Genomic DNA, 12,257 nt, shown 5'->3' on the forward strand with positions numbered 1-12,257 from the left:
CGTCACAGCGGCAAACTTCCGACACACCATCGGGGCGAAAAGGAGTATCCGACATGGCGCGAGCGCGAGAGCAGATTCCTCCCAAGGGTTTGCGGTCGCGCAGTTATTTTATGAGGCCCTCGTGTCGCACAAACTTCGCCTTGCGCTGCTTCTCGTCTTCACCTTGTTCGTCTCTCCCGCGCTTGCGCAGCCGGCCGCCAAGCCGGCGCCGCCGCAACCCGTTACCGGTAACGCGCTGACGCCCGAGCAGGCGAAACGTGCGCTCGACACGCTGCAGGACGACAAGAAGCGCGGCGAGATCATCAACACGCTGCGCGCCATCGCCAATGTCTCGCCGCAGGCGGCCGCCGCGGAGCCGGCGCCGGAGCAGCATTCGCCGATCCCGCTCACTGCCGACAGCCTCGGCGCACAGCTGTTGCTGATGGTGTCCGAGCAGGTCGGCGAGATGTCGCGCGAGGTCGCCGACGTCGCGCGCACGCTGACGCATTTCCCGGCGTTCTACTACTGGTTCGTGCGTACCGCCAACGATCCGGTCGCCTATGGCCTCTTGATCGATATCGCCTGGAAGCTGGCGCTGGTGTTCGGCTGCGCGCTGGCCGCCGAATGGGTGGTGTTCCGCCTGATCAAGCGGCCGGTCGCGTTCCTGGAAGCGCGGCTGCCGCAGACCGCGCGCATGCCGGTGCAGACGCTCGCCATCGTCGATCCGCCGTCGTCGGTTGCCGACGTCACGCCGGCGCCCGAGTTGCAGCGGCGCCGGCTCAGCCTGGCGCGGGCCTGGCAGTCGCTGGTCCGGCTGCCCTTCGTGCTTGGGCGCCTTTTGCTCGAATTGCTGCCGGTCGTCGTGTTCGGCGGCATCGCCACCGCGCTGCTCGGCACCGAGATCGGCGATCAATCGACCACGCGGCTCGTGATCCTTGCCGTCGTCAACGCCTATGTGTTCTCGCGCGTCTTGATCTGCGCGGTGCGCGCGCTGGCAGGGCCGTTCGGCCTGTTCCGCGTCCGTGCCGAGACTGCGGCCTATATCGAGATCTGGGCCCGGCGCATCGTCGCCGTCGGCGTCTCCGGCATCGCCTTTGCCAATGTCGCGCTGCTGCTCGGGCTGCATCGCGCCGGCTATGCCGCGCTGATCCGGCTCGTGATGTTGGTCGTGCATCTGTTCGTCGTCGTCATCATCCTGCAGTGCCGCCGCCAGGTCGCCGACGCCATCCGCGCGCCGGCCGATCGCACCGGGCTTGCGGCGCGGACGCGCAACCGGCTCGCGGCGCTCTGGCATGTGCTGGCGATCGCGCTCGACCTCGCGCTGTGGGCAGTGTGGGCGCTCAACATCCGCAACGGCTATTCGCTGCTGCTGCAATATTTCGTCGGCACCGTCGCGGTGCTCCTGGTTACCCGCCTCGTCACCATGGTGGTGCTGAGCCTGATCGATCGCGGCTTCCGCATCAGCCCGGAGCTGATCCAGCGCTTCCCGGGGCTGGAGACGCGCGCCAACCGCTATCTGCCGCTGCTGCGCAAGGTGGTCACGGCAGTGATCGCCTTCATTGGCTTCGTCGCGCTGCTCGAGGTCTGGGGCGTCGATGCCATCGTCTGGTTCTATGGCGGCCAGATCGGAAGCCGCCTGATCTCGGCGCTGGTGACGATCGGCATTGCCGCGCTGGCCGCGGCCGTGATCTGGGAAGTCGCCAATGCGCTGATGGACCGGCAGATCGACACCCTGTCGCGCGACGGGCATTACGCCCGCGCCGCGCGCTTGCGCACCTTTCAGCCGATGCTGCGAACCGCGCTGTTCTGCATGATCGTCGCGGTGGTCGGCCTCACGGCGCTCAGCGAGATCGGCGTCAATGTCGCGCCGCTGCTGGCCGGCGCCGGCATCGTCGGCATCGCGATCGGCTTCGGTTCGCAGAAGCTGGTGCAGGATCTGATCACCGGGCTGTTCCTCCTGATCGAGAACACCGTGCAGGTCGGCGACAACGTCACGGTGTCGGGCCTCTCGGGCGTGGTCGAGAACGTCTCGATCCGCACCATGCGGCTGCGCGCCGGCGACGGTTCGGTGCACGTGGTGCCGTTCAGCGCGGTGACCACGATCACCAACTCCAGCCGCGGCGCCGGCAATGCCGCAGTCAGCGTCAACGTGTCCTACAAGGAGGACACCGACCGCGCCGGCGAGGTGCTGAAGGACATCGTCGCCCAGATGCGCCAGGAGACGGCGTATCGCGCATTCATTCGAGGCGACCTCGAATTGTGGGGCGTCGACAAGGTCGACGGCTCGGTCGTGACCATCGTCGGCCAGATCCGCTGCACCGATAGCGGCCGCTGGGCGGTGCAACGCGAGTTCAACCGCCGCATGAAACGGCGCTTCCAGGAGGAGGGCATCGAGATCGCCTCGATGGGCCAGACCATCCTGATGCAGCTTCCTCCACCCTCCGAGCCCGATACCAACGCCCAGCCGCGCCGCGCGGCGGGCTGATCCGGCGCTCCGCTTCACCTCGCCCCGCTTGCGGGGAGAGGTCGAATTCGAGCGAAGCTCGAATTCGGGTGAGGGGAAGTCTCCGCGAGAGTATCTGCTTCCGTGTGTGCGAAGGCAGCCCGAGCCAACCAGCGGGAATGCTTGCCGGCGCGTCTCACGATTGCGACACGTCTCGCGACGGTGAGACGCCGCCAGCCTTGCCAAGCCCGCTGACCGGCGCGCAGCCGGCCGAAATCCGGCCGTTCTCACCCATTCCCTGCGACTTCCTCCGCTGGCACAGCGCTTGCTGATCGTCATGCAATGCGCGGCAAGACGCATTGCACAACTGAACCCAACGCGAAGGAAGGAAACGCACATGGAGCTTGGCTACTTCACCATGCCCTCGCACCCGCCGGAGTGCGGATTGAAGGAGGGCCACGACTGGGACCTGCAGACGCTGCGCTGGCTCGACGAGCTCGGCTATCAGGAAGCCTGGATCGGCGAGCACCATACCGCACCCTGGGAGCCGCACCCGTCGCCTGATCTGCTGGTGGCGCAGGCGCTGCTGCAGACCAAGAATCTGCGCATCGGGCCCGGCGGCTTCCTGCTGCCGTATCATCATCCCGCCGAACTCGCGAACCGCGTTGCGATGCTCGATCATCTCTCGAACGGGCGCCTCAACTTCGGCGTCGCGGCCTCGGGCCTGCCCAGCGACTGGGCGATGTTCAACGTCGACGGCATGTCGGGCCAGAACCGCGACATGACCCGCGAGGCGCTCGAGATCATCCTGAAGATGTGGTCCGAGCCGGGACCCTGGACGCACAAGGGCAAGTACTGGACGGTGAGCAAGCCGGACACGATGTTCGACTTCCTCAAGCCGCACATCAAGCCGTTGCAAGGGCCGCACCCGCCGATCGGCGTCGCCGGCCTGTCGAAGAATTCGGACACCTTGAAGCTCGCCGGCGAGCGCGGCTTCATTCCGATGAGCCTCAACCTCAACCCGGCCTATGTCGGCAGCCACTGGGATTCGGTCGAGGCCGGCGCCGCCAAGACCGGCCGCAAGCCGAGCCGCAAGGACTGGCGGCTGGTGCGCGAGGTGTTCGTGGCGGATACCGATGAGGAGGCGTGGAAGCTGTCGACCGGCGACATGATGGGCCGGATGATGAGCGAGTACTTCCTGCCGCTGCTCGGCCATTTCGGCTTCAAGGACTATCTGAAGCACGCGCCCGACGTGCCCGACAGCGACGTCACTGTCGAATATTGCGCGCGCCGGAATTGGATCGTCGGCTCGCCCGCGACGGTCACCGAGAAGATCGAGAAGATCTACCGGGAGGTCGGCGGCTTCGGTGTCCTCTGTGTGTTCGGCTTCGACTACAAGCACAAACCGGAAGCCTGGCGGCACTCGCTGGACCTGCTCAAGAACGAGGTGATGCCGCGGCTCAAGCATCTCGGCGCCGAGTTCGAGAAGGCTGCATGACAGCTGCGCGGGGTGCGGGGCTTGCCTCGCACCCCGCCTCGCATATCTTGAACGAAGTGTTTTTACCGAAGCATGATCCGGAGGATCATGCTCAAACAGGGTTTGCGGCATGACGGTCGACGCACAGAGTTTCAAGCAGGCGATGCGCCATTGCCCGGGCGCCGTCGCGCTGGTGACGGTCGGCTCCGAGACCGGGCAGCGCACCGGCCTGACCGTAACCTCGGCCTGCTCGCTGTCGGACAATCCGCCCTCGGTGCTGGTCTGCGTTAACCGTAACGCCAGCGCGCATCAGCGCATCCGCGAGGAGCGCCATTTCGTCATCAACTTCCTGAACGAGGACCACGCGCTGCTGGCGCTGACCTTCTCCGGCCAGAAGGGCGTCAACGGCGACGACCGTTTTGCGTTTGGGCGCTGGACCACCGGCGCCACCGGCGCCCCGGTGCTGGAGGATGCCGTCGCGGCGTTCGACTGCGTGCTGGCGCAGGAGCTCGAGACCAAGACCCATTCGATCTTCATCGGCGAGGTCCAGCACGTCCGCGCCGCGACCACGGTCGACCCGCTGATCTATCTGCGCTCTGGCTTCCAGAGCGTGCGCAACATCCATGATCCGGTCGAACTCGGCGACCTCGACGCACGGCGTGTCAGCTGGAACGAGTTTTCGTAAGGCTTGCGCTTAAGGCCTTCCCCCGCATCTCTTGATGATCTGCGCGCCGGCCATCTCGCCTGACGGCAATTCGGTTGCCTGAGACCTGCTGCTCCGTAGCGAGCCTAATCCTCGAACAGCACGCGCTCATTGGCGAAGATGTCCGCGAGACGCCGGGCAACGGTGCCGACGAGAGGGTCATTTCGGTCGCGGCGCCGGGTGACGAGCCAAAGTTCGCGTGGCGGCGGGGCGTGCGCGAGTTTGCAGGCACACAGCTTCCGTTCGGCTCGGCCGATGAAATGCGGAAGCAGGGCTATGCCCGCGCCGGCCTGTGCGGCCGCGGCCTGCGCGGCCTGGTTGCTGGTCCGGAAGGACATGCGCGCATGGGGAAATTTCCGGAACAACCACAGCGCTTCGGGAAGATGGGCATTGGCCTCGTCGAAACCGACGAACACGGGCTCGTCGCCGGCGTCGATCCTGCGGCGGCAATCGGCGGTCGCGTAGAAGCCGGAACCCATCGACACGAGTCGCCTGGCGATGACATCCCCGTCCTCCGGACGGCCAAATCGCAGGGCGATGTCTGCCTCGCGCCTTTCGAGGCTGACGGTTCGAAAGTCGGTTGCCAGATCGATGTCGAGTCCCGGCTGCTGCCTGGACAGTCTGGCGAGGCGATGGACGAGGAAGTTCTGTGAGAGGCTCGGGGGCGCGTTGATGCGGACAAGCCCGGTCGGCGCGCCCGACGTCCCTCTGTGGCCAAGCCTTGCTGCCGCGGCCTCCATATCGTTGGCGGCATCGAGCATGCGCGCGCCTCTCCGGGTGAGGACGTAACCGTCGGGACGCCGTTCGACCAGCCGTTCGCCGATCGCGGTCTCCAGCGACTTCACGCGGCGGGCGACGGTAGCATGGTTCACCGAGAGTGCACGCGCGGCTCCCGACAGGCTGCCGTGGCGGGCAAGCGCGGCGAATAGCCGGACATCCTCCCAATCGATCGCTGTGCGATTTTGATCAGCCATTGAGAAAGAATAGCGAATTCCGCTCAGGACGGGGAGCTGGTTATTTGGGCTGACAATCGCGCGGGAGCAGTTCATGGCGGCACCGAATCTCACCTTGACCCTGGTCGGCGGTCCGACCGTGCTCATCGAGTACGACGGGTTTCGTCTGCTGACGGACCCCACCTTCGATCCTCCTGGCGAGTATCAGGGAGCGTACAGCCCGGTGCGGCACAGGAAGACGGATGGGCCGGCCCTTTCAGTCGAACGGATCGGCAAGCTCGACGCAGTCTTGCTCAGTCACGACCACCACTTCGACAATCTCGACAATGCCGGCCGCGCGCTTCTTCCGCACGCCGGCACAACCTACACGACGAATTCCGGCGCGCAGCGTCTCGGCGGGAACGCATTGGGCCTTGCTCCATTCGAGACCCGCGTCCTCGAGAGCGAACGCAAGAAGTTGTTTGTGACCGCCACGCCGGCCCGCCATGGACCCATCGGGGTCGATGCCGGCGACGTGGTTGGATTTGCGCTCGGCGCCGAGCAGCCGGGAGACCTGCTTTACGTCACCGGCGATACGCTTTGGTTCGAAGGCACCGCCGAGGTCGCGAGGCGGTTTTCGCCCAAGCTCGTCGTGCTGTTCACGGGCGCCGCGGAGCCCCGTGGCCGTTTCCATATGACGATGGGCAGCGAGGATGCGCTGGAAGCTGCGCATGCCTTTCCCGACGCAGCACTTGTCGCGGTCCACAACGAAGGTTGGGGCCATCTGCGCGAAAGCCAGGACCAGCTTTTGGACGTCTTCGCAAAGTTCAATCTGGCGGCCCGTCTGACCCGGCTTGAAAAGGGCAAACCGCTGCCACTGTCATGGTGAGCCGGCCGTGGCAGAGCCTGAACACGGCTTACCGCGGCGCCGCGTTTGATGGCGTGGGCCCGGCGCGGCCGTGCGACCGCTGGCCGAGCCAACGCTCATGTGAGGCGTCGCTGTCCTTGCCGTGGTCCCGCGGACGCTGCGCTGCTATGACCCCGGCGTTCTCACGACCAGTTTGATGTTCAGAAGATTGACCCCCTTGAAGGGGTTCGGCGCGCTTTCGATCGTTCCTGTGCCCGTCGCATTCGCATAGGCGCCCGTGCCCGAGAGGATCGTATATTCGCCGTTTGATTTTCCGTCCTTGATCGCGCCGGTGTAACGCGCGGTGATCGCGCCTTCCTCGAACGTGTAGGTGCTGTAACCGTAATAGGAGCCCGAGCCCTTCAGCATGTCTCCTGAATGGACGAACTCCTTCACCCCGATATGGCCATCACTGAAGATGGCGACACCAAAGAACTTGCCGGAAACGACCGTCTGCCCCTCGACGTTTGCTGCCTCGATGACCTTGACGTCGACAGGCTTGGTGACGAGCTTGAACTCGAGCACCTTCTCACCCGCTAACGCGGTCGACCCCGCAACGACGATTGCCGCGCTGGAAACGAAAAAGGTGATAAAATTCCGCATAGACTCCTCCTGCGTTTGCTGAAATCAAATCAAGGAGTGCACAGCGGGCTATACGTCATGCCCAGCATTTGCGTTGCAGCACGAAAGAGAGCCCGCGGTGATATCCCGGCAGCGGCCGAAGCTTTCGGTACCCCAGCACGCTGGCTGGAACGCACGCATTAGTCTACGTGACGGTAAGAGGTTCAGCAAGCGTAGCCACCAACGTCTCATGCTCGTCAGACGACGCATCGGATGACAGGTTCCGCGACATCAGAACAGCCGTGGCATGCTATAGTATGGTTGCGTGCGGGAGAGCGATCGAGGAGGTAGCGCCAACTCACCAATCCTTCTCCCCGCTGCCGTGGGCGACCGCGCGCGGCAACTATCGAAGTTGCTGCGGATCGACGTATCCATGACGATCCGGCAAGCATGTCTCAAGAAACCTCGTCACCGACAAGGAGTATCACCATGAAGATCGTTGTGATCGGCGGTACCGGACTGATCGGCTCAAGGACCGTTGCCATCCTGCGCCAGCGCGGCCATGAGGTCGTCGCCGCCTCGCCGAAGAACGGCATCAACGCCATCACCGGCGAGGGGCTGAACGAGGCGCTGGCCGGCGCGGCCGTCGTGATCGACCTCGCCAATTCGCCCTCGTTCGAGGACAAGGCGGTGATGGAATTCTTCGAGACCTCCGGCCGCAACCTGCTGGCGGCGGAGAAGCCGGCCGGCGTCAAGCACCATGTCGCGCTGTCGATCGTCGGCACTGACCGCACGCCCGAGAACGGCTACTTCCGCGCCAAGGTGGCGCAGGAGAAGCTGATCGAGGCGTCCGGGATTGCCTACACCATCGTCCGCGCGACCCAGTTCATGGAATTCGTCGGCGCGATCGCCGATGCGGGCGCAGTCGGAAACACCGTCAGGCTCTCGCCCGGCCTGTTCCAGCCGATCGCGGCGGAGGACGTGTCCGCGCTCGTCGCCGATATCGCGCTCGAGCCGCCGCGCAACGGCATCGTCGAGATCGCAGGTCCCGACCGCGCGCCGTTCAACGAGATCGTGGCGCGGTACCTGAAGGCAAAAGGCGACCCGCGCGAGGTGGTGAAAGACCCTGACGCGCTTTACTGGGGCGGCCGGGTCGAGCAGCACTCGCTGGTGCCGCTCGGCGAGGCGCGCCTCGGCCGCATCGATCTGAACGAATGGCTGCGCCGCGCGCGGCCGGCCGCCTGACGGTATCGGCTATTTGAGCCACACCAGCAGCGGGACGGGCGCGCGTCCTTCGCAGGACAGCGTGCCCTCGTAGTTGCGCGCCTTGCGGGCGCTGTAGGTGCAGGGCGCGCCGTCCAGCACCAGCTCGGCGGTGACCTGCGAATCCGCACTGATCTGCAGCCTGATCTCTCCGGCGCGTTCGTCCGGCCCGTCCTGCGTGCAGATGCCGACATGCTTCATCTTGAGCGGTCCGGAGAACTGCCTTAGCGCGCCCGGCGCGCTCTCGGTGAGATGTCCGGTCAGCTCCCATTCGCCGAGCACGCCGGCCTGGCCGAGGATCTCCATCGCACCGAGCGGCGGCGTATGGCAAAGCGATAGCGCAACGGCGCCGAGCAGCGCCGCTCCACCGTTGCGCCATGTCGCCCGTGGCATCACAGCTTGCTTCCGGTCGTCTGGCGCAATTCGATCAGCTCCGGCCGCGACAGATCGGCATCCGCGGTGAGCCGGGCAATCTGATCGGCGCATTCCCGGATCTTGGCCTGATCGCCGGCCGCCTTGGCGCTCTTGATCATGCCGAGATAAGTCGCCAGCCGGTTGGGCTCCTTCTTGAGCACGGCCTCATAGGCGGCGAGCGCCTCCCTGGCCATGCCGCGATCGAGCAGCATCGCCGCGTAGAGCTCGCGCGCCGGCGCCAGCGGTCCCGGCGTGACGGGATGCTTCTCGGTCTTGTCTTCCGCCTCCGCGGCGGCATTCATCGCGCTGAGCGCATCGTCGTATTTGCCTTCCGCGTACAGCACCCAGGCGCTCGCGATCTGCTGCTGGATGTCGACGATGTTGGACCAGTAGGCGTCCTTGGCGTCCTTCAACTTGTCGCGCAGCTCGATCAGCTTGGCGACATCGGCTTTGGCGGCGGCGGGGTCACCGGAGCGCGCGGCGCCGACCGCGCGGGCGAAATAGGTGATGGCATCCGCATAGGCGTATTTGGTGGGATGCACTTGAAGCGCGGCGGCACCCTTCCAGTCGCCGCGTTCGAAGACATAGCGGGCCTGGCTTGCCGCCACCGCGAAGGGGCCTGCGAACCGGTCGAGCTTGAACTGGAGCTTGCCGAGCTCGTCGATCACAGCACGTGCCTCCTTGTCCTGGCCGAGCTGGAGATAGGCATAGACCAGATAGTCCATCGCGTGCGCCTGGTCCTGCTGTTCGCCGTCTTGCTTGGCGATGCGCGCGGATTCCCTGTTCGAGGCGATCGACTCCTTCCAGTAGCCGACGCGCGTGAAGATGTGCGACGGCATGTGCTGGGCATGCGGCGCGTGTTCGGCGATCTTGGCATAGCGCATCGCCGCGGGGAGGCCCTTCGCCGCGAGCGCCGGGTAGTCGTAGAGATGGATCAGATAGTGGGCGATGCCGGGGTGCTCGGGCTGGCGCTTGAAGATCGGTTCGAGCAGCGCCGCGCCCTTCAGCTGGTTGGCATAGGTCTTGTCGGCCGGGGAGGCCGCGACGTTGAGCGTGATCGCATAGGCGATCTGCGCCTCGTCATCGTCGGCATAATGCGTCGCGACCTGCTCTTCGGCGGCGAGGAAACGCTGCACGCGGGTGCGGTGATCGACCTTGTCGTAGTCGACATACATCGCCGCGATCGCATCGATGTATTCGCGCTCGCGCGGGGTGCCGGCATTCAGCGCCTGGCCTTTTTTCGCAGCTTCAAGGCCGAGCGGAAGGTTTTCCGGCGGCGGCGGCGCGTGCGGATTGTAGAGATAGCTGAGCGCGATGCCCCAATAGGCGATGGCGCATTGCGGGTCGGCCTCCAGCACCTCCTCGAAGGTGCGTCGCGACGCGCTGTACCAGAACGAATGCTGATACAGCATGGCGCGATCGAACAGCTCCTGCGCTTCAGGCTTGCAGGATGTCACGAAATGGACTTTGCCCAATCGTTGCTCGGTAGAATCCGAGGCGGCAGGCTGCGAAATGGTCGCGGCAATGAGGCCAACGACCACAGCGAGGGGAAACCGTGTCATGGGACCCGCTCCGTGGCGTTGAAGGCGAAAGCAGTACGATATCACCTTTCCCGCACCGCCGGAACAGCGGGGGCGTTCCGATCTAGCTGTCCAGCGCGATCCCTAACGCCTTGATCTTCCGGTACAACGTCGCGCGGCTGAGCCCGAGCGCCCTGGCCGCGTCCGTCACTCTTCCGTCATTGGCGCGCAATGCATCGACGATCGCGGTGCGCTCGCTCGCGGTGTGATCGGCCTCCGCGCCGCGTGCGCTGAACGGCGGCAGATCGAGATCGGCCTCGGTGATGACGCCGTCCTCCGCGGTGGCGCCGGCGAGCCGCAGCACGTGGCGAAGCTGGCGCATGTTGCCGGGGAACGGATAGGCCATCAGCTGCGCCCAGGCGTCGGCTGCAATGCGGCAGTGCGGCGCTTCCTCGTCGGCGATCTGTGCGATGACGTCCTTGCGGTCGGCACGCTCGCGCAACGCGGGCAGGCGGATCTCCATGCCGCGCAGCCGGTAATACAGATCGGAGCGGAAGCTGCCGTCCTCAGCCATCCGCGCCAGGTCGCGGTGCGTGGCGCTGATCAGGCGGATGTCGACGGCGACGGGCTTCAGCGCGCCGAGTGGCCAGACCTCGCGGTTTTCCAGCACGCGCAGCAGCCTGGTTTGCAGCGAAAGCGGCATGTCGCCGATCTCGTCGAGGAACAACGTGCCGCCGCTGGCTTGTACGATCAGCCCCTTCGATCCCTCGCGCCGCGCGCCGGTGAAGGCGCCGGCCTCGTAGCCGAACAGCTCGGCATCGATCAGGCTCTCCGGCATCGCCGCGCAGTTCAGCGCGACGTAGTTGCGGCCGGCGCGATTGCTCGCCGCATGGATGGCGCGCGCGAACACGTCCTTGCCGGCGCCGGTCTCGCCATGCAGCAGGATCGGCAGATCGAGATTGCCGACCGTCATCAGCCGCTTCACGCCCTTGATCAGCACGGGATCGCGGCCCGCCAGCCGGTGCAGGCCGGAAAACTGTCCGGCCGGCTTCTCGCGCGGCGGTGTGGATGGTGGACGCGGCGAACGCGCCCGCACCGGCGGCGCCAGACGGCCGCGTCCCCACGGCGTGCCGTCGGCGCGACGCAGCGCGACCTGCTCGTCCGCGGCCCGCGTCGCGCGATCGTCGAGTTGAATGAGATGCGACAGGTCGATGCCGTCGTCGATCATCGCATCGGTCAGCCCGAACGCGGCGCGCGCGGTGCGGCAGGCGCCGACGACACGGCGATCGTCGTCATAGGCCAGCATGCCGTGCCCGTCGCCGGGCAGCATCGCGATCCAGGAGGCGCGGTAGCGCCGGCGGAAGAACGACTGCTCGATCCGCCGCGTCGCCTCCGTGGTGACGGCGAGCGCCAGCTCATGCGCGCTGCGGCCGAGGTCGCTGCGGCACGAGGTGATGTTGACGGCGCCGGCGAGCCGCCCGGCATGATCGAACAGCGGCGACACCGCGCAGGTGAACATGTGCCACTGCTCGCGGAAATGTTCGTCGCCATGCACCAGGATCGGCCGCTGCTCGGCGAGCGCGGTGCCAAGCCCGTTGGTGCCCTCGAACGTCTCGGCGAAGTTCGAGCCGGTGTAGATCTTCCACTCAAGGAACATCCGCGCGTAGTCGCCCCCGGGCAACCGGCTCACCAGCATGGTGGCGTTGGGATCGGCGAGATTGACGCAGTAGCCGGAGTCGTGGAGCACGCGGGCGAGGTCCTCGAGCTCGGGGATCGCGACCTGGATCAAATCCTCCATCGGCTCGGCGATGTGCCGGATCTCGGCCTCGGTCAGGGTCTGCGGCGGCCCGCGCCGGGCCGGATCGAGGTTGTGATTGACCAGGCAGCGCCGCCAGGACGCTGCGATCCGCGTCTCGGTGTCGACGCCGGCCACCTGGTTGGCCGCCGACAGAACACGGGCGACGTGATTTGAGGCCGAAAGATTGGCCATCCAGAGGTCTCCACCCCTAATTTTCCGCGAAGTCTGGCAGTCCGCGGCCGAATGTCAATTGGCCGACG

10 protein-coding genes are annotated in these 12,257 nt (G+C 66.0%); 5 read left to right on the forward strand and 5 right to left on the reverse strand.

The window, feature by feature from the left end; translation table 11 throughout:
• Nucleotides 1-121: 121 nt before the first annotated feature.
• The 3 genes from J2R78_RS19815 to J2R78_RS19825 all read left to right on the forward strand — a co-directional run bounded on the left by J2R78_RS19815 (nucleotide 122) and on the right by J2R78_RS19825 (nucleotide 4,584).
• Complete coding sequence (locus J2R78_RS19815; protein ID WP_253606309.1) at nucleotides 122-2,464, forward strand: mechanosensitive ion channel family protein; 2,343 nt, start codon at nucleotides 122-124, stop codon at nucleotides 2,462-2,464.
• A 355-nt stretch (nucleotides 2,465-2,819) separates the two neighbouring features.
• A complete protein-coding gene (locus tag J2R78_RS19820) occupies nucleotides 2,820-3,920 on the forward strand; it encodes an LLM class flavin-dependent oxidoreductase (protein ID WP_018269514.1) in 1,101 nt (366 codons plus the stop codon).
• Nucleotides 3,921-4,029: 109 nt separating this feature from the next.
• Nucleotides 4,030-4,584 carry a flavin reductase family protein gene (locus J2R78_RS19825; RefSeq protein ID WP_253606311.1) on the forward strand — a complete coding sequence of 185 codons (555 nt, stop codon included), beginning with the start codon at nucleotides 4,030-4,032 and terminating at the stop codon, nucleotides 4,582-4,584.
• 104 nt (nucleotides 4,585-4,688) lie between these two features.
• Here J2R78_RS19825 and J2R78_RS19830 read toward each other — a convergent pair whose 3' ends face one another.
• A complete protein-coding gene (locus tag J2R78_RS19830) occupies nucleotides 4,689-5,651 on the reverse strand; it encodes a LysR family transcriptional regulator (RefSeq protein WP_253606312.1) in 963 nt (320 codons plus the stop codon).
• Between J2R78_RS19830 and J2R78_RS19835 the strand changes: the two genes are divergently transcribed.
• Nucleotides 5,650-6,423: an MBL fold metallo-hydrolase gene (locus tag J2R78_RS19835; protein WP_253606314.1), complete on the forward strand. Its 774-nt coding sequence runs from the start codon at nucleotides 5,650-5,652 to the stop codon at nucleotides 6,421-6,423. The two genes, J2R78_RS19830 and J2R78_RS19835, sit on opposite strands and share 2 nt — an antisense overlap.
• 144 nt (nucleotides 6,424-6,567) lie before the next feature.
• Here the strand turns inward: J2R78_RS19835 and J2R78_RS19840 are convergent, their stop codons facing one another.
• Nucleotides 6,568-7,044 (reverse strand): hypothetical protein, encoded by a 477-nt coding sequence (locus J2R78_RS19840; RefSeq protein WP_253606316.1) that lies wholly within the window; start codon nucleotides 7,042-7,044, stop codon nucleotides 6,568-6,570.
• Nucleotides 7,045-7,491: 447 nt separating this feature from the next.
• Here J2R78_RS19840 and J2R78_RS19845 point away from each other — a divergent pair, with 447 nt between their 5' ends.
• The gene (locus J2R78_RS19845; RefSeq protein WP_253606318.1) at nucleotides 7,492-8,247 is read left to right on the forward strand and encodes an SDR family oxidoreductase; all 756 of its coding nucleotides are present in this window, start codon (nucleotides 7,492-7,494) and stop codon (nucleotides 8,245-8,247) included.
• A 9-nt stretch (nucleotides 8,248-8,256) separates the two neighbouring features.
• On the opposite strand, the gene J2R78_RS19850 is transcribed toward J2R78_RS19845, so the two are convergent.
• From J2R78_RS19850 to J2R78_RS19860, 3 genes are all read right to left on the reverse strand, one after another.
• A complete protein-coding gene (locus J2R78_RS19850) occupies nucleotides 8,257-8,658 on the reverse strand; it encodes a hypothetical protein (protein ID WP_253606320.1) in 402 nt (133 codons plus the stop codon).
• The gene (locus J2R78_RS19855; protein WP_253606322.1) at nucleotides 8,658-10,241 is read right to left on the reverse strand and encodes a hypothetical protein; all 1,584 of its coding nucleotides are present in this window, start codon (nucleotides 10,239-10,241) and stop codon (nucleotides 8,658-8,660) included. The genes J2R78_RS19850 and J2R78_RS19855 overlap by 1 nt, the downstream gene beginning before the upstream one ends.
• An 82-nt stretch (nucleotides 10,242-10,323) precedes the next feature.
• On the reverse strand, nucleotides 10,324-12,189 hold the full coding sequence (locus J2R78_RS19860; RefSeq protein ID WP_253606324.1) for a sigma-54-dependent Fis family transcriptional regulator: 1,866 nt from the start codon (nucleotides 12,187-12,189) through the stop codon (nucleotides 10,324-10,326).
• Nucleotides 12,190-12,257: the final 68 nt, after the last annotated feature.

Origin of the sequence: Bradyrhizobium sp. USDA 4538, from assembly GCF_024171045.1 — a bacterium.
Lineage (GTDB): Bacteria > Pseudomonadota > Alphaproteobacteria > Rhizobiales > Xanthobacteraceae > Bradyrhizobium > Bradyrhizobium australafricanum.

Bases quoted from the DNA above. Each gene is read 5' to 3' on its own strand.
- J2R78_RS19840 (WP_253606316.1), bottom strand. From the start codon at position 7,044: ATGCGGAATTTTATCACCTTTTTCGTTTCCAGCGCGGCAATCGTCGTT.
- J2R78_RS19860 (WP_253606324.1), bottom strand. From the start codon at position 12,189: ATGGCCAATCTTTCGGCCTCAAATCACGTCGCCCGTGTTCTGTCGGCG.
- J2R78_RS19845 (WP_253606318.1), top strand. From the start codon at position 7,492: ATGAAGATCGTTGTGATCGGCGGTACCGGACTGATCGGCTCAAGGACC.
- J2R78_RS19820 (WP_018269514.1), top strand. From the start codon at position 2,820: ATGGAGCTTGGCTACTTCACCATGCCCTCGCACCCGCCGGAGTGCGGA.
- J2R78_RS19850 (WP_253606320.1), bottom strand. From the start codon at position 8,658: ATGCCACGGGCGACATGGCGCAACGGTGGAGCGGCGCTGCTCGGCGCC.
- J2R78_RS19830 (WP_253606312.1), bottom strand. From the start codon at position 5,651: ATGAACTGCTCCCGCGCGATTGTCAGCCCAAATAACCAGCTCCCCGTC.
- J2R78_RS19835 (WP_253606314.1), top strand. From the start codon at position 5,650: ATGGCGGCACCGAATCTCACCTTGACCCTGGTCGGCGGTCCGACCGTG.
- J2R78_RS19825 (WP_253606311.1), top strand. From the start codon at position 4,030: ATGACGGTCGACGCACAGAGTTTCAAGCAGGCGATGCGCCATTGCCCG.
- J2R78_RS19855 (WP_253606322.1), bottom strand. From the start codon at position 10,241: ATGACACGGTTTCCCCTCGCTGTGGTCGTTGGCCTCATTGCCGCGACC.